This is a genomic window from Rathayibacter sp. PhB152 (assembly GCF_003751395.1).
GTDB classification, from domain to species: domain Bacteria; phylum Actinomycetota; class Actinomycetes; order Actinomycetales; family Microbacteriaceae; genus Rathayibacter; species Rathayibacter festucae.
The window spans coordinates 82,336-97,328 of sequence record NZ_RJUT01000011.1 but is presented as its reverse complement, the minus strand read 5'-3'; the positions used below and the strand labels follow the sequence as shown (position 1 = coordinate 97,328).

Here is a 14,993-nt window from a genome sequence, read left to right as displayed (position 1 = left end):
AAGCGCTTCGTCGCACGCCGCGTCTTCCACGACCTCGCCACCGACCTCCGACCACCCAGACTCACTGCTTGACATCCATAGGACCATCCAGCATGGGGCGGCCGCGTCGCGGGTTCCTGCGGACGCGCATCGGCAGATCATGCTGATCGAGTAGCGCGCGGAGCGCGCGTATCGAGATCCGGCGCTGCCCGAGGCGCGGCGTCAGCTGTGGTGAGACTGCATTCAACCGGACTGCTGAGAGAGGGCGGGTCTCGATACGCCGCTGCGCGGCTACTCGACCAGCATATTGAGGAGCAGCCCGGAGCGGTCCGGCCTCAGGCAGAGCGCTAGACCGAGAAACGCGTGTGAGCGTTTCTCGGCAGCGCGACGCGACCCGCTCTGCGGAACGCACCACCTCAACAGGCCGACCGCGCTGAGCCGCGCGGGGAGCGGCTCAGGAGATGGACAGCAGCACGTGGCCCGAGGACACCGTGGTGCCCGCCTCCGCGTTCAGGGAGCGGACGACGCCGTCCTTGTGGGCGGTGAGGGGCTGCTCCATCTTCATGGCCTCGAGGACGACGACGAGGTCGCCGGTGACGACGGTGTCGCCCTCGGCGACGGCGACCTTGACGATGGTGGCCTGCATCGGCGCGGTGACGGAGTCGCCGGTGACGGTGCTGACGGACGCGGAGCCGCGGCGCTTGGGGGCGGCGGCGGCAGGACCGCGGGACGGGCCGGAGCCGACGAGGTCGCTCGGCAGGGTGACCTCGACGCGGCGGCCGTCGACCTCGACCACGACGCTCTGGCGGGCGGCCGGTCCGTCGATCGCGCCGGGCTCGCCGCTCCACGCCTCGATGGTGTTGTCGAACTCGGTCTCGATCCAGCGGGTGTAGATCGAGAACGGCTCGTCGCCGGCGGGGGCGAAGGCCGGGTCCTCGACGATCGCGCGGTGGAACGGCAGCACGGTCGGCAGGCCGGTGACCTCGAACTCAGCGAGGGCGCGGCGGGAGCGCTCGAGCGCCTCGGCACGGGTGGCGCCGGTGACGATCAGCTTGGCCAGCAGGGAGTCGAACGAGCCGGAGATCACGTCGCCGGCCACGACGCCGGAGTCGACGCGGACGCCCGGTCCGCCGGGCGCCTTGAAGACGTGCACGGGGCCGGGGGCGGGCAGGAACCCGCGGCCGGCGTCCTCGCCGTTGATGCGGAACTCGAAGGAGTGGCCACGCGGCTGCGGGTCCTCGTAGTCGAGCAGGCCGCCCTCGGCGAGGCGGAACTGCTCGCGGACGAGGTCGATGCCGGTGACCTCCTCGGAGACGGGGTGCTCGACCTGCAGGCGGGTGTTCACCTCGAGGAAGGAGACGGTGCCGTCCTTGCCGATCAGGAACTCGCAGGTGCCGGCCCCGACGTAGCCGACCTCGCGCAGGATCGCCTTCGAGGCGCGGTAGAGCTCGGTGTTCTGCTCGTCGGTGAGGAACGGCGCGGGCGCCTCCTCGACCAGCTTCTGGTGCCGGCGCTGCAGCGAGCAGTCGCGGGTGGAGACGACGACGACGTTCCCGCTCGAGTCGGCGAGGCACTGGGTCTCGACGTGGCGCGGCTGGTCGAGGTACTTCTCGACGAAGCACTCGCCGCGGCCGAAGGCGGCGATCGCCTCGCGGGTGGCGGAGGCGAACATCTCCTCGACCTCGTCGCGCTCGCGGGCGACCTTGAGGCCGCGGCCGCCGCCGCCGAAGGCCGCCTTAATGGCGACCGGGAGACCGAACTGGTCGACGAACTCGAGCACCTCGGCGGCGCCCGAGACGGGGTTGAGGGTGCCGGGGGCGAGCGGAGCGCCGACCTTCTCGGCGACGTGGCGGGCCGAGACCTTGTCGCCGAGGCGCTCGATGGCCTCCGGCGACGGGCCGATCCAGATCAGTCCGGCGTCGATGACGGCGCGGGCGAAGTCGGCGTTCTCGGCGAGGAAGCCGTAGCCGGGGTGCACGGCGTCGGCGCCGGAGCGGCGGGCGACGGAGAGCAGCTTCTCGATGACGAGGTACGTCTCGGCGCTGGTCGTGCCGCCGAGCGCGTAGGCCTCGTCGGCGAGGCGGCTGTGCACGGCGTCGCGGTCCTGGTCGGCGTAGACGGCGACGGAGGCGATGCCGCTGTCGCGGGCGGCCCGGACGACGCGGACGGCGATCTCGCCTCGATTGGCGATGAGCACCTTCGTGATACCTGGCATGGTCCCCAACCCTAGAGGGCGGCCCGCGGATGCCCGGCGCGGCTCACCACAAAGAAGGGCGAGCGCTTCGTCGGTTCCGCACAAGGGCCGCCAGGAGCGGGCGGTGTCAGCGGTTCCCGGGTGTCAGCGGTTCCAGAGCGACGGCCAGGACACCCCGAGCTCGCGCACGAGCGAGCGCAGCGTCGGCACGGACATCCCGATCACCGTCGACGGGTCGCCCTCGATCGCGGTGATGAAGCCGGCGCCGCGGCCGTCGATCGTGAACGCGCCGGCCACCTCGAGCGGCTCCCCGGTCGCGACGTAGGCGTCGATCTCGTCGTCCTCGATGTCCGCGGCGAAGGTGACGGCGGCGGAGGTGACCGCGCCGGTCTCGGCGACGATCCGCCCGCCGCGGTGGTCGATCAGCCAGTGGCCGGAGTGCAGGCGTCCGGTGCGCCCGCGCTGCGCCCGCCAGCGCTCGCGGGCGCGCTCGGGCTCGTGCGGCTTGCCGTGCACGACGCCGTCGAGCACGAAGGCGGAGTCGCCGCCGAGGACGAGTCCGTCGATGTCCGGCCCGAGGACGGCCGTCGCCTTGGCACGGGCGAGCAGCGACACGGTCGCGTCCGCGTCCAGCGCGGCCCCGCGCTCGTGCTCGGCCCGGGCGACGGCGGCCGGCTCGTCGACCGAGGAGGGCACGACGACGGGCTCGATCCCGGTGGCTCGCAGCAGCGCCAGGCGGGCGGGGGAGGTGGAGGCGAGGTGGAGGCGCACGAGGGCTCCCTGCGATCGGGCCCACGCTGTGGGATGCTCGACGGATGGCACAGACTCCGCCCCGAACGTCCGACCCGGCCGCGGAGACCGGCGGAGCACTCGGGACCGAGATCGAGCTCGACATTAGCAACGTGGCTCACGGCGGTGTCTTCGTCGCCCGGCACGAGGGCCGCGTGGTGTTCGTCCCCGATGTGCTCCCCGGCGAGCGGATCCGCGCTCGCGTCAGCGAGGTCCGGCACGACAGTTTCTGGCGGGGCGAGGCGCTCGAGGTCCTCGAGGCGTCGCCGCACCGCGTCGAGCACGTCTGGGCGCAGGCCGGCATCGACCGCCGGCCCGAGGAGCGCGTCGGCGGCGCCGAGTTCGGCCACGCCGCGCTCGAGTACCAGCGCGAGCTCAAGCGCGCGGTGCTCGTCGACTCCTTCTCCCGCTTCGCCCGGCGCGAGGTCGACGTGGTCGTCGCCCCGGTCGCGGGTGACGACGAGTCCGGCGGCCTCGGCTGGCGCACGCGGAACCGACTGCACGTGGACGACTCCGGCCGCGTCGGACCGTACGCCGCGCGCAGCCACCACGTCGTCGACGTGGAGGGACTGCCGCTCGCGACCGCTGCCTCCTCGGCCGCGGCTCCGCTCGACCAGCGCCTCGCACCCGGCTCCGTCGTCGATCTCGTCGATGCCGCAGGATCGGACGGCGCGGCCGTGCTCGTGCACGATCCGTCCGACAAGCGCGCCCGGAGGGACCGGACGGTCGTCTCCGAATTCGTCGCGGACCGCACCTTCCGCGTCGACCGCTCCGGCTTCTGGCAGGTGCACCGCGGAGCCGCGGCGACCCTCTTCGACGCGGTGCAGACCGCCGTCGACGCCGGCGTCGCCGACGTCCGCGCCGCCAACCACGACCTCTACGGCGGAGTCGGGCTGCTCGCCGCAGCGCTCGCCGACCACCTCGGCGCCGGCGTCCGCGTCACGAGCGTGGAGAGCGATGCCCGGGCCACGGAGCACGCCCTGGAGAACCTCGCCGATCAGGTCGGTGCCCGCGCGGTGACCGCCCGGGTCGACCGCTACCTCCGCGACGCATTGGCCCAGGCCGACGCCCGGGAGCGCGGGCGCTGGCGGGCCGCGACGGTCGTCCTCGATCCGCCCCGGGCAGGAGCCGGCCGCGCGGTGACCGACGCCCTGATCGAACTCGCGCCCGCGCAGCTGGTCTACGTCGCCTGCGATCCCGTGGCACTCGCCCGCGACGTCGGCGCGCTCTCCGCCGGCGGCTACGAGCTCGAGCGGCTCGACGGCTTCGACCTCTTCCCGCACACCTCGCACGTGGAGGCCGTCGCCCGCCTCGTGCGCCGAGACGGCTGAGCGCCGCGTCGCTAGCATGAGCCCGATGGAGACCGCCGATGACCGCTGAGTCCGCCGCCGCGCCGAAGGTGCGGGTCGCCATCGTGGACGACCACGAGTCCGTCCGCTTGGGAGTCGCCGCCGCCATCGAGGCCGCGGGGATGCAGGTGGTGGCCGCGGCCGAGACGGTGCGCGCCCTCGAGGAGGTCCTCGACGGCTCGGAGATCGAGGTGCTCGTCCTCGACCTCTCCCTGAACGACGGCTCGAGCATCACGGCGAACGTCAAGTGGGGTCAGGTGCGCGGCTCGGCCGTCCTGGTGCACAGCATCGCCGACCGCGTGGTCGCCGTCCGCGAGGCGCTCGCGGCGGGCGCCGCCGGAGTGATCCCGAAGTCCTCGCCGATGTCCACCGTGGTCGCTGCCATCCGCACCGTCGCGCGCGGCGAGGTCCTGAACAATCTCGAGTGGGCGTCGGCGATCGACGCGGACGACGACTTCGCCCGCGCGGTGCTCGGGCGCCGCGAGCGCGACGTGCTGCACCTCTACGCCTCCGGCCTGCCGCTCAAGCTCGTCGCCGATCGCCTGCAGATCTCGGTGTCGACGGCCAAGGAGTACCTCGACCGGATCCGCGACAAGTACGTCGAGATCGGGCGACCGGCCCCCACGAAGGTCGACCTGCTGCGCCGCGCCGTCGAGGACGGCATCCTGCCGGGCATCGATCCGGACGACGGCGATGCCGGGCGCTGAGGTCGTCCCCGCACGCGCTCCGGCGAACCGCGAGCGCATCGACCGGATCATCAGCACGGTCGTCTCGTTCTTCGGCTTCGGCTTCGCGCTGCAGACCGTGCCGCCCATCCTCGGTCAGCTCCCGGTCCTGCGGCCCGAGGCCGCCTGGCCCGTGCTGGTCCTCGTCTTCGGCGCGCTCGGCGCCTCGGTGGTCACCGCGATCGCCCGCCGCGGGACGCAGGTCAGCGGCGCCGTCGTCGCCGCGTCGCTCCTGCTCGCGCTGCTCACCTGGCCGCTGACGATCCGGCCCGACGCCGTCCCCCAGGAGACGCCGTGGATCTGGTACCTGCTGACCATCGGCACGGCCTTCTGCACGATCGTCGCGCCGCTGCGCCTGGCGATCGTCTACGCCTCCGTCACCACGCTGCTGTTCGGCGTCCTGCGCGTCCTCCCCTCGGGCGGTGGAGCGTCGCCGACCCGTGCCGCCCTCGACGCCGTCTATGTCGGCATCGTCGGCTTCGTGATGCTGGTGCTGATCACCGTGCTCCGTCAGTCGGCGGACCGGGTGGACCGCGCGCAGCGGACGGCGATGGAGCAGTACGAGGCCGCGATGCGCCAGCACGCCGGCGAGGTCGAGCGCGTCGAAGTGGACGCCCTCGTGCACGACAACGTGCTCGCGACCCTGCTCGCCGCGGCGACGGCGGAGTCGGGCGCCGAGCGCGCCCTCGTCTCCTCGATGGCGCGGAAGACGCTCTCGGTGCTGCTCCCGGACGAGGAGTCCGACCTCGATGCGGGGGAGGTGCCGCTGGAGCTGCTCGAGCGGCAGCTGTCGCACGCGGCCTCGACCTTCGTGGCGGAGTTCGGAGTCGTCGTGGACGTCGACGTCGACCCGCGGGCGACGACGATGCCGCGGCCGGTCGCGGAGGCCGTCCTCGGCGCGGTCTGGCAGGCCCTGACCAACAGCGTCCAGCACGCGGGTCCGAGCGACGCCGTGCGCCGCTCCGTGCGCGGGCAGCTCTCCGCGTGCTCCGTCGAGGTCGTCGTCGAGGACGACGGCCGCGGCTTCCTCCTCGCCGACGTCCCGCGCGAGCGGCTCGGCATCCGGCTCTCGATCCTCGACCGGGTGCACCAGGTGCAGGGCTCGGCGCGCGTCGACACCGTCCCCGGCGAGGGCACCCGGGTCGTCGTCCTCTGGCCCGCCGCGAAGGGCCGATCGTGATCGCCTACCCGCGCCCGCTGCTCTACGCGCTGGGCGGGGGCTTCTCGCTCTACCACGTCGTCCTCGCCTTCTTCTCCTACCGGCTGACACCCGCGACTCCCGCCGATCTGACGGCCGTCGCCGTCTACATCGCCGCCACCGTGATCGCCCTCCTGCCGAGCTCGACCATGCGGATGAACGCGGTGACCGCGTGGGCGATGGCGGGAGTGGCGGTGGGGCTGCCGCTGCTCGTCTCGCCGTCGCTGGACCCTGGTGCCTCCAACGGCTACTCCACCTGGTACATCGCGGCGGTCGGCACGCTGATGACGATCGTCTGCGCCCGTCGGCGCCCCCTGGCGGCGTGGACCGGGATGGCGTTCCTGATCGTGCACACGACGGTCTGGGCGGGTCCCGTCGCCCTCGCGACACTCGGCGTCGTCGGCGGCATCGCCTGGGTCGGCATCGCGCAGCTCCTGATCGTCGAGCTCGGCCGCGCCGGCTCCGAGGCGCGCGTGCTCGAGGCCGCCGAGCGGGCGGCGGCGTCGTGGCGCGCGGCGGAGGAGGCGCACCTCTCCGAGCGGGAGGTGCGGCTGGAGCAGACCCGCACCATCGCCTCGGAGATGCTGCTGCGCATCGCCACCAGCCCGGTGGGCCTCACGGATGAGGAGCGCCGCGAGTGCGCCCTGCTGGAGGCGTCCGTCCGGGACGAGATCCGCGGGAGACGGCTGCTGGACGACGACGTCCGCCGCCTGGTGCTCGACGCGCGACGGCGGGGCGTCACGGTGTCGGTGCTGGACGACGGCGGGCTGGACCGGACCACGGAGGAGGAGAGTCGGCGGGTGCTGCGCGAACTCGCCCGGGCGCTCGGCGGCATCGGCGAGGGGGTCGACCGCGTCGTCGTGCGCACGGCGTCGGCGGACTCGCCGTCGGCGGTGACGGTCGTCGGCCTGCGGACCGCGGGCGACGGCAGTGCCGGCGCTCTCGGCTCGGACGACGCGGGCGACGAGGTGGACGCCTGGGTGGAGATCCGGCGCGACGAGCAGGGCGTCCTCGAGGACTGAGCGCGGGAGTCCGCGCCGCTCGGCGCGCCGCGGATCTCCGGTGCGCCGCGCGGCCCAGAAGACGTTGAACCGCAGGAGTCGTTAAAAGAGTGCGGCGGGCTGTCCACTCCTCCGAAGAGGGGGCCCAGCCCGCCGTCAAACCCCGAGTGAGGGTGACAACCCGAATGTCACCCTCACTCGCCCCCAAAACACCCGCCTGCTTACCCTGGTCGGCGAGTGATTGGCGATGCCCCCTCCGTGGAGTGAGCACCTAACACGCATAACTATGCCGAGGACTGCGAGGGGCGGGTAGTCGGCACTTTAGGGGACTAATCGGGGTACAAATTCCGCGATCCGCGTCGTTCCCGCCGGTTCGAGCCGTTCGCGGCCTCCCGCAGGGCTCAGCCGGAGAACGAGCGCCAGGCCCCGGGCGCCGGCTGCAGCGGTGCCCGGACCGCGGCGGCGCGGTCGCTCCAGCCGCCGCTGGGGACGACCGGCACCTCGGCGACCGGGTGCGACTGCGCGGCGAGCGCGGTCACGACCGCGGTCACGGCCGCGATCTCGCGCGCATCGAGGCCGGGACTGGTGATGACGACGGTGGGGGCGGAGTCGGCTGCGCTCATCCCGCGACGGTACCGCATGCCGTTCACGGTCCCGCGTGCGGGCCGGTGACTATGCTGACGCCGGACGCCGCCGGAGCGACGCCCACTTCCGTCCGAACAGGAGTGTCACCGCATGCCGTCGTGGTCCCTGAAGCGCGGCCGCGCCTCCGCCCGTCGCGTCGCCGCTGTCCTCCGGTCCTCGCCCGCTGCCTTCGCGACGACGGCGGTGGTCCTGCTCGCCAGCGCGGCGGCCGGCACCCTCCTCGCCCCCGCGAGCGACGAGACCGGCGCCTGGTGGGCGGCGGGCGCCGGCACGATCCTCGGCGGCCGGCCCTGGGCCGCAGTGACGGGCCTGCTGATCGTGTCGGGTCCGCCCGCGCTGCTCCTCGTCGTCCTCCTGCTCCTGCCGCTGCTGATCGCGGCGGAGCGCCGTCTCGGGGCGCGCCGGCTGGTCCTCGCCTTCCTGCTCACCGGGGCGCTCGGCACGGGGGTCGGAGCGGCCCTGCAGAGCGTCGGCGCTTCGGTGGGCGAGTGGTGGGCCGGGGACACGGTCGGCGACCACACCTTCGACCCGCTGATCGGCGGCGTCGGCGCGCTGCTGGCCGCGACGGCGTTCATGGGCGGCCTCTGGCGCCGTCGCCTGCGCGTCACCGTCTTCGCGGTGGTCCTGATGTTCGTGCTCTACGCCGGCGACTCCGCCGACGTGTACCGCCTCCTCGCCGGTGCCGCCGGCCTGGTGATCGGGGCCGTGCTGGCGCACGGGGTGAGCGGACTGCGCCCGCAGCGCCCCGCGCCGAGCTCGCACCGCGAGTCGCGCGCCCTGCTCGCCGCGGTGGTCGCGGTCACGGCCCTCGGTCCGCTCGTCGCCGTGCTCTCGGACTCGGGCTACGGGCCGTTCTCGTTCCTCGGCCGGCTGCTGCAGAGCGCGTTCACCGGTGCCGCCGATCTCGAGGACCCCTGCGGCGCCACGGTCCGGCACTGCGCGCACCACGTGCGGCTGAACCTGATCTCGCCCGGGCCGATCCTGCTCACGTTCGTCCCGATGATCCTGCTGCTCGTCGCGGCGTACGGGATGCGCTCCGGGCGCCGGCTCGGTCTGCTGCTGGCGATCGGCGTCAACGCGGCCATCGCGATCCTCGACATCGTGCTGCTGCAGCGCGCGGCGCGGCACCCCGACTTCCAGTACTACGCCGAGTACCTGCTCTGGGTGGCCACCACCGTGATCGTCCCGGTCGCCGTGATCGTCCTCCTGGCGTTCGGCAGCAGGCACTTCCGCATCCGGGCCCCGCGGGAGTCGGCGCGCCGCTGGTCGGTGGTCGTCGGCATCGGCTTCGTCGTCTCGCTCGGCGGCTACCTCGCGCTCTCCGCTTCCACCAGGACCAGCTTCGAGCCGGTGCTCGGGATCGGCCGGCTGCTTCTCGACGGGCTGCTGCGCTTCGTGCCGTCGAGCTTCCTCGGCGGGCACGGCCTGCTGGCGGTGCCGCGCGAGCCGCTCGCCCGGATCGGCTTCGAGTGGGTCGGGCCGGTCTTCTGGGCGCTCGTCGTGGTCGCGGTGATCGCTCTCCTGCGGGCGACCGACGTGCAGGGCGTGCGCGGCGACGAGGCCGTCTACCGCCGCCTGCTCGTCCGCCACGGCGCCGGCAGCCTCGGCCACCAGGGCACCTGGCAGGGCAACGAGCACTGGATCGCCCCCGACGGCGAGGGCGGCGTCGCCTACCGCGTCGTGGGCGGTGTCGCGATCACTCTGTCCGACCCGGCCTGCGCGCCCGAGCGGCGCGCGGAGGTGGTCGCCGGCTTCGTCGCGTTCTGCGACGAGCGCAGCTGGACGCCGGTGTTCTACAGCGTCCACGACGAGCTGCTGCCGGTCTTCGACGACCTCGGCTGGTCGCGGATCTCGGTGGGCGAGGAGACGATCATCGAGCTCGGCGGCTTCGAGCTGACCGGCAAGCGCTGGCAGAAGGTGCGCTATCCGCTGACCCGCGCGATCAAGCTCGGCATCGAGCCGGTCTGGACGAGCTGGCCGGAGCTGTCGCTGGGGATGGCCAGCCAGATCGTCGACCTGTCCGAGAAGTGGGTGTCCGAGAAGGCGCTGCCGGAGATGGGCTTCACTCTCGGCGGGATCGACGAGGCGCGCGACCCGGACGTCGCGCTGCTCCTCGCCGTCGGCCCGGACGGGGTGCTGCAGGGGATCACCAGCTGGCTGCCCGTGCACCGCGACGGCCGGATCGTCGGCTGGACGCTCGACTTCATGCGCCGCTCGGACGAGGCGATGCCCGGGATCATGGAGTTCCTGATCGCGTCCGCCGCCCTCCGCGCGCAGGAGCAGGGCGCGGAGTTCGTCTCGCTCTCCGGCGCACCGCTCGCGACGGCGCCCGTGCCGGAGGGGGAGCAGCCGCCGGAGCCGACCGCGCTCTCGGGTCTGCTCGAGTTCCTGGCGCGGACCCTGGAGCCGGCCTACGGCTTCACCTCGCTGTTCCGCTTCAAGGCCAAGTTCCACCCGCGCTACGAGGGACTGTGGATGGCCTACCCCGACGCGCTGCAGCTTCCGCGGATCGGAGCCGCGATCGGGCGCGCCTACCTGCCGGACGTCTCCCCGCGCGAGGCGCTCGCCTTCGCCCGGGCGCTGGGAGCGCGCCCGGAGGAGAAGGCACCGCCCGCGGAGAAGCCGGGCGCGGAGAAGCCGGTCGCGGAGAAGCCGGGCGCGGAGAAGCCCGGCGCCGACAAGACGGTGGCGGAGAAGCCGACCGCACCGGCGCCGGCGCCCGAGAAGGCGACGACGTCCGGCTGACCGCGGCTCAGAGCGGGATGTTGCCGTGTTTCTTGGCCGGCAGGTTCGCGCGCTTGGTCCGCAGCGCCCGCAGGGCCTTGATCACCGACACCCGGGTCGCCGACGGCTCGATGACCCCGTCCAGCTCGCCGCGCTCGGCGGCCAGGAACGGGCTCGCGACGTTGTAGGTGTACTCGTTCGCCAGCCGGGTGCGGACGGCGGCGACGTCCTCGCCGGCCTCCTCGGCCTTGCGGATCTCGTTGCGGTAGAGGATGTTGACGGCGCCCTGGCCGCCCATCACCGCGATCTCGGCCGTCGGCCAGGCGAGGTTGATGTCGGCGCCGAGCTGCTTGGAGCCCATCACGATGTACGCGCCGCCGTAGGCCTTGCGCAGGATGACGGTGACCAGCGGCACGGTCGCCTCCGCGTAGGCGTAGAGCAGCTTCGCGCCGCGGCGGATGACGCCGGTCCACTCCTGGTCGGTGCCGGGCAAGTAGCCGGGGACGTCGACGAGCGTGAGGATCGGCAGCGAGAACGCGTCGCAGAACCGGACGAAGCGCGAGGCCTTCTCGCCGGCCTCGATGTTCAGGGTGCCCGCCATCGCGCTGGGCTGATTGGCGATGATGCCGACCGACCGGCCCTCGACCCGGCCGAAGCCGATCACGATGTTCGGCGCGAAGAGCGGCTGCACCTCGAGGAAGTCGCCCTCGTCGACGATGTGCTCGATCACGGCGCGCATGTCGTACGGCTGGTTCGGGCTGTCGGGGATGACGGTGTCGAGGAAGCGGTCGGAGTCCGTCGTCTCGAGGTCGACCTCGTTGTCGAACACCGGCGCGGGCGAGAGGTTGTTGTCGGGGAGGAAGGAGAGCAGGGTGCGCGCGTAGTCGAGCGCGTCGTTCTCGTCGCTCGCGAGGTAGTGCGAGACGCCCGAGATCTTGTTGTGGGTGAGCGCGCCGCCGAGCTCCTCCATGCCGACGTCCTCGCCGGTGACGGTCTTGATCACGTCGGGCCCGGTGACGAACATCTGGCTGGTCTTGTCGACCATGATCACGAAGTCGGTGAGGGCGGGGGAGTAGACCGCGCCGCCGGCCGCGGGGCCGCAGATGATCGAGATCTGCGGGATCACGCCGCTGGCCGCGGTGTTGCGGCGGAAGATCTCGCCGTACTTGCCCAGGGCGACGACGCCCTCCTGGATCCGCGCTCCGCCGGAGTCGAGGATGCCGATGATCGGGACGCCGGTCTTCAGCGCCAGGTCCATCACCTTGATGATCTTCTCGCCGGCGACCTCGCCGAGCGAGCCGCCGAAGATCGTGAAGTCCTGCGAGTAGACGGCGACCTGGCGGCCGTGGATGGTGCCGGTGCCGGTCACGACGGCGTCGCCGTAGGGACGCTTCTTCTCCATGCCGAACGCGTGGGTGCGGTGGCGGACGAACTCGTCGAGCTCGACGAACGAGCCGGGGTCGAGGAGGGTGTCGATCCGCTCGCGGGCGGTCATCTTGCCCTTGGCGTGCTGCTTCTCGATCGCGGCCTCACCGCTGGCGGTGACCGCCTCGTGGTAGCGGGCCTTCAGGTCCGCGATCTTCCCCGCGGTCGTGAAGAGATCGGGCGCGGGACGTTCGATGTTCGCGGTCACTCGCCCACCTTATCGGCGCGGATGGACCCCTCCGTTGTCGCACCCGCACAGGGAGCGGCGGGTCCGATGGGAGGGTCTGCACAAGCCGCGGCGCCGGCGACCGGCTCCGGGGCTTCTCGCGGGGCCCGCCGGTAGCGTGGCCGCATGCAGCTCCCGCTCTCCCTCTCCGTCTCGCCGCAGGTCCTCTGGCTCGAGAGCGCGGGCTCGACCAACGACGAGCTGCGCGAGCGCGCGACGGCCGAGCCCGCAGCCTGGCCGCACCTCTCCGTCGTGGCGACCGACGACCAGCGCGCGGGCCGCGGACGCCTGGGGCGGGTCTGGCAGGCGCCCGCCGGGCGGACGCTGGCGGCCTCGACGCTGGTGGACGCGGCGGCCCTCCCCGCCGCGGCGGTCGGCTGGCTGCCGCTGCTGGCCGGCGCTGCCCTCGCGCGGGCGCTCGCCCCGCTGGTCGGCACCGCGGTCGAGGTCAAGTGGCCCAACGACGTGCTGATCGACGGGCGGAAGACCGCGGGTGTCCTCGCCGAGCGCCTCGCCGACGGCCGCGTGATCGTCGGCACCGGGATCAACCTGCTGCTGAGCGAGGAGGAGCTGCCCGTGCCGACGGCGACCTCCCTCGCCCTGGCCGGCGCGGCGACGACCGGCGCCGACGCCGTGCTCGCCGCCTTCCTCACCGAGTTCTCGGCGCTGCTCGCGCCGCTCCTCGCGCTCGGCGACGCCGACTCCGCGGGGTCGGCCGCCGTCGTGCGCGCGCACCTCGGCACCCTGGGCCGCTCCGTCCGGGTGGAGCTGCCGGACGGCTCCGTCGAGGAGGGCACCGCGGTCGCGCTCGACGACGACGGCTCGCTCGTGCTCGAGCAGCACGGCGCCCGGCGCTCGTTCTCCGCGGGCGACGTCACCCACCTGCGCCAGTGAGCGCCGGCGGCCGGGACCGGCTCGCGGAGGGGGACCGGGAGCTCGCTCGGCTCACGCCGCGCGCCCGCCGCGCCGTCGCGCCGGTCGCCGGCTTCCTCCTGCTCACCTGGGCGGGCTTCTACTTCGCCGCGCAGTTCGAGCTGGAGCTGCAGCGCTGGATCATCGCCCTCGGCACGGCCGTGCTCGTGCTGCTGCTCTGCGTGCCCGGCGTCGCCGGCTGGGCGAGCATCCGCTACCGGATCACGCAGCGAGGGCTGCACGCCCGCCGCGGCGTCCTGTCGGTGCGCCGCGCCGACCTCGACTTCGACCCGCGGATGGCGGTCGGCGTCTCGCGGACCCTGAGTCAGCGTGTCGCTCGCTGCGGGGACGTGCGGATCACCCGCGACGGCGCCGAGGCGTTCGTGCTGCGCGACGTGGAGGACCCGGAGCTCGTCGCCGAGCTGCTGCGGGACGCGATCGCGGCGGTCCCGCTGCCGCTGCCCGACTGGCCCGCGCCCGAACCGCTCTGACCGCCGACCGCGCGACGGGGCCCTCGCCGTGTCCGCGCCCCTCGCTACCATGGAGCCGCCCCGCGCCCGCGGGCGGAACCAGGAGGATCGTCATGCGCGTCGGTGTGATCGGAGGCGGCCAGCTCGCCCGGATGATGATCCCCGCGGCGGTCGAGCTCGGCCTCGAGATCGCCGTCCTCGCCGAGACCGAGGGCGCCCCGGCGGGCCTCGCCGCGACCCGCGTCGGCGACTACCGCGACGAGGAGACGGTGCTCGGATTCGCCCGCACCGTCGACGTCGTCACCTTCGACCACGAGCACGTGCCGCAGGCGATCCTGCGCCGGCTCGTCGCCGAGGGCGTGGCCGTGCACCCCGGCCCGGACGCCCTCCTCTACGCCCAGGACAAGCTGATGATGCGGCAGCGCCTCACCGAGCTCGGCGTCCCCGTGCCCGACTGGGCGGCGGTCTCCTCCGCCGACGAGCTGGCCGCGTTCCTCGACGAGCACGGCGGACGCGGTGTCGTGAAGACCGCGCGCGGCGGCTACGACGGCAAGGGCGTCCGCGTCGTCCACGGCGCGCACGAGGCCGACGACTGGTTCGCGGCGCTCGCCGAGGACGGCCGCGGCGGCGCGCTGCTCGTCGAGGAGCTGGTCGGCTTCCGCCGCGAGCTCGCGCAGCTCGTCGCCCGGCGCCCCTCGGGGGAGAGCGTCCTCTGGCCGGTGGTGGAGTCGATCCAGCGCGACGGCGTCTGCGCCGAGGTCCTCGCTCCCGCGCCCGCCTCGGCCGGCCGCCTCGCGGCCGCCGCCGCCGACATCGCCGAGACGATCGCCGAGAGCCTCGGCGTCACCGGCGTCCTGGCGGTCGAGCTCTTCGAGACGACGGACGACCGCCTGCTCGTCAACGAGCTGGCGATGCGCCCGCACAACAGCGGGCACTGGACGATGGACGGCTCCACCACCTCGCAGTTCGAGCAGCACCTGCGCGCGGTGCTCGACCTGCCGCTCGGCGCGACCGGCTGCCGCGATCCGTGGACCGTGATGGTGAACGTCCTCGGCGGCCCGGTGGGGGAGTCGCTGACCGACCGCTACCCGCTCGTGCTCGCCGCGCACCCGGCGGTGAAGGTGCACAACTACGGCAAGGAGCCGCGTCCGGGACGCAAGGTCGGGCACGTGAACGCCACCGGTGACGAGCTCGAGCTCGTCGTCTACGAGGCGCGTGCCGCGGCGGCCGTTCTCACGGACTGAGACGTACCATGGTGGCCGTGACCCGCCCCACGCCCTCCGCCCTCCCCGCCGGTACCGCCCCGTGAGCGCCGACGCGCTCGTCAACGGTCCCTCCCCGCTCGTCGGCGTCGTG

12 protein-coding genes are annotated in these 14,993 nt (G+C 73.5%); 8 read left to right on the top strand and 4 right to left on the bottom strand.

What is annotated here, in order from left to right; genetic code table 11:
• Nucleotides 1-433: 433 nt before the first annotated feature.
• Together EDF36_RS20055 and EDF36_RS20050 are read right to left on the bottom strand one after the other, a co-directional pair.
• On the bottom strand, nucleotides 434-2,194 hold the full coding sequence (locus EDF36_RS20055; RefSeq protein ID WP_123702593.1) for a biotin carboxylase N-terminal domain-containing protein: 1,761 nt from the start codon (nucleotides 2,192-2,194) through the stop codon (nucleotides 434-436).
• A gap of 123 nt (nucleotides 2,195-2,317) precedes the next feature.
• A complete protein-coding gene (locus tag EDF36_RS20050; protein WP_123734363.1) occupies nucleotides 2,318-2,944 on the bottom strand; it encodes a nucleoside triphosphate pyrophosphatase in 627 nt (208 codons plus the stop codon).
• A gap of 44 nt (nucleotides 2,945-2,988) precedes the next feature.
• Here EDF36_RS20050 and EDF36_RS20045 point away from each other — a divergent pair, with 44 nt between their 5' ends.
• The 4 genes from EDF36_RS20045 to EDF36_RS20030 are packed head-to-tail and all read left to right on the top strand — an operon-like array spanning nucleotide 2,989 to nucleotide 7,256.
• Nucleotides 2,989-4,293: a class I SAM-dependent RNA methyltransferase gene (locus tag EDF36_RS20045; RefSeq protein WP_123734362.1), complete on the top strand. Its 1,305-nt coding sequence runs from the start codon at nucleotides 2,989-2,991 to the stop codon at nucleotides 4,291-4,293.
• Nucleotides 4,294-4,331: 38 nt separating this feature from the next.
• Nucleotides 4,332-5,018 (top strand): response regulator transcription factor, encoded by a 687-nt coding sequence (locus EDF36_RS20040; protein ID WP_123702599.1) that lies wholly within the window; start codon nucleotides 4,332-4,334, stop codon nucleotides 5,016-5,018.
• Nucleotides 5,005-6,216, top strand: coding sequence for a sensor histidine kinase (locus tag EDF36_RS20035; RefSeq protein ID WP_123734361.1), 1,212 nt, complete (start codon nucleotides 5,005-5,007; stop codon nucleotides 6,214-6,216). Before EDF36_RS20040 ends, EDF36_RS20035 begins: the two co-directional genes overlap by 14 nt.
• Entirely contained in the window at nucleotides 6,213-7,256 is a 1,044-nt protein-coding gene (locus EDF36_RS20030) for a hypothetical protein (RefSeq protein WP_123734360.1), read from the top strand. The genes EDF36_RS20035 and EDF36_RS20030 overlap by 4 nt, the downstream gene beginning before the upstream one ends.
• Nucleotides 7,257-7,636: 380 nt before the next feature.
• Here EDF36_RS20030 and EDF36_RS20025 read toward each other — a convergent pair whose 3' ends face one another.
• Nucleotides 7,637-7,858, bottom strand: a complete 222-nt coding sequence (locus EDF36_RS20025) for an acyl-CoA carboxylase subunit epsilon (RefSeq protein WP_123734359.1) — start codon at nucleotides 7,856-7,858, stop codon at nucleotides 7,637-7,639.
• Between the two features lie 112 nt (nucleotides 7,859-7,970).
• On the opposite strand from EDF36_RS20025, the gene EDF36_RS20020 reads away from it, so the two are divergent.
• Nucleotides 7,971-10,625, top strand: a complete 2,655-nt coding sequence (locus EDF36_RS20020; RefSeq protein WP_123734358.1) for a phosphatidylglycerol lysyltransferase domain-containing protein — start codon at nucleotides 7,971-7,973, stop codon at nucleotides 10,623-10,625.
• A gap of 7 nt (nucleotides 10,626-10,632) precedes the next feature.
• On the opposite strand, the gene EDF36_RS20015 is transcribed toward EDF36_RS20020, so the two are convergent.
• Nucleotides 10,633-12,237, bottom strand: a complete 1,605-nt coding sequence (locus tag EDF36_RS20015) for an acyl-CoA carboxylase subunit beta (protein WP_243582397.1) — start codon at nucleotides 12,235-12,237, stop codon at nucleotides 10,633-10,635.
• Nucleotides 12,238-12,381: 144 nt separating this feature from the next.
• Between EDF36_RS20015 and EDF36_RS20010 the strand changes: the two genes are divergently transcribed.
• The 3 genes from EDF36_RS20010 (at nucleotide 12,382) to EDF36_RS20000 (ending at nucleotide 14,881) form a co-directional block, all read left to right on the top strand.
• Complete coding sequence (locus EDF36_RS20010; RefSeq protein WP_123734357.1) at nucleotides 12,382-13,149, top strand: biotin--[acetyl-CoA-carboxylase] ligase; 768 nt, start codon at nucleotides 12,382-12,384, stop codon at nucleotides 13,147-13,149.
• Nucleotides 13,146-13,658, top strand: a complete 513-nt coding sequence (locus EDF36_RS20005; RefSeq protein ID WP_123734356.1) for a PH domain-containing protein — start codon at nucleotides 13,146-13,148, stop codon at nucleotides 13,656-13,658. The genes EDF36_RS20010 and EDF36_RS20005 overlap by 4 nt, the downstream gene beginning before the upstream one ends.
• A gap of 92 nt (nucleotides 13,659-13,750) precedes the next feature.
• Complete coding sequence (locus EDF36_RS20000; protein WP_397459923.1) at nucleotides 13,751-14,881, top strand: 5-(carboxyamino)imidazole ribonucleotide synthase; 1,131 nt, start codon at nucleotides 13,751-13,753, stop codon at nucleotides 14,879-14,881.
• The last annotated feature ends 112 nt before the right edge of the window (nucleotides 14,882-14,993 follow it).

Bases quoted from the DNA above. Each gene is read 5' to 3' on its own strand.
- EDF36_RS20055 (WP_123702593.1), bottom strand. From the start codon at position 2,194: ATGCCAGGTATCACGAAGGTGCTCATCGCCAATCGAGGCGAGATCGCC.
- EDF36_RS20045 (WP_123734362.1), top strand. From the start codon at position 2,989: ATGGCACAGACTCCGCCCCGAACGTCCGACCCGGCCGCGGAGACCGGC.
- EDF36_RS20040 (WP_123702599.1), top strand. From the start codon at position 4,332: ATGACCGCTGAGTCCGCCGCCGCGCCGAAGGTGCGGGTCGCCATCGTG.
- EDF36_RS20035 (WP_123734361.1), top strand. From the start codon at position 5,005: ATGCCGGGCGCTGAGGTCGTCCCCGCACGCGCTCCGGCGAACCGCGAG.
- EDF36_RS20025 (WP_123734359.1), bottom strand. From the start codon at position 7,858: ATGAGCGCAGCCGACTCCGCCCCCACCGTCGTCATCACCAGTCCCGGC.
- EDF36_RS20020 (WP_123734358.1), top strand. From the start codon at position 7,971: ATGCCGTCGTGGTCCCTGAAGCGCGGCCGCGCCTCCGCCCGTCGCGTC.
- EDF36_RS20010 (WP_123734357.1), top strand. From the start codon at position 12,382: ATGCAGCTCCCGCTCTCCCTCTCCGTCTCGCCGCAGGTCCTCTGGCTC.
- EDF36_RS20000 (WP_397459923.1), top strand. From the start codon at position 13,751: ATGCGCGTCGGTGTGATCGGAGGCGGCCAGCTCGCCCGGATGATGATC.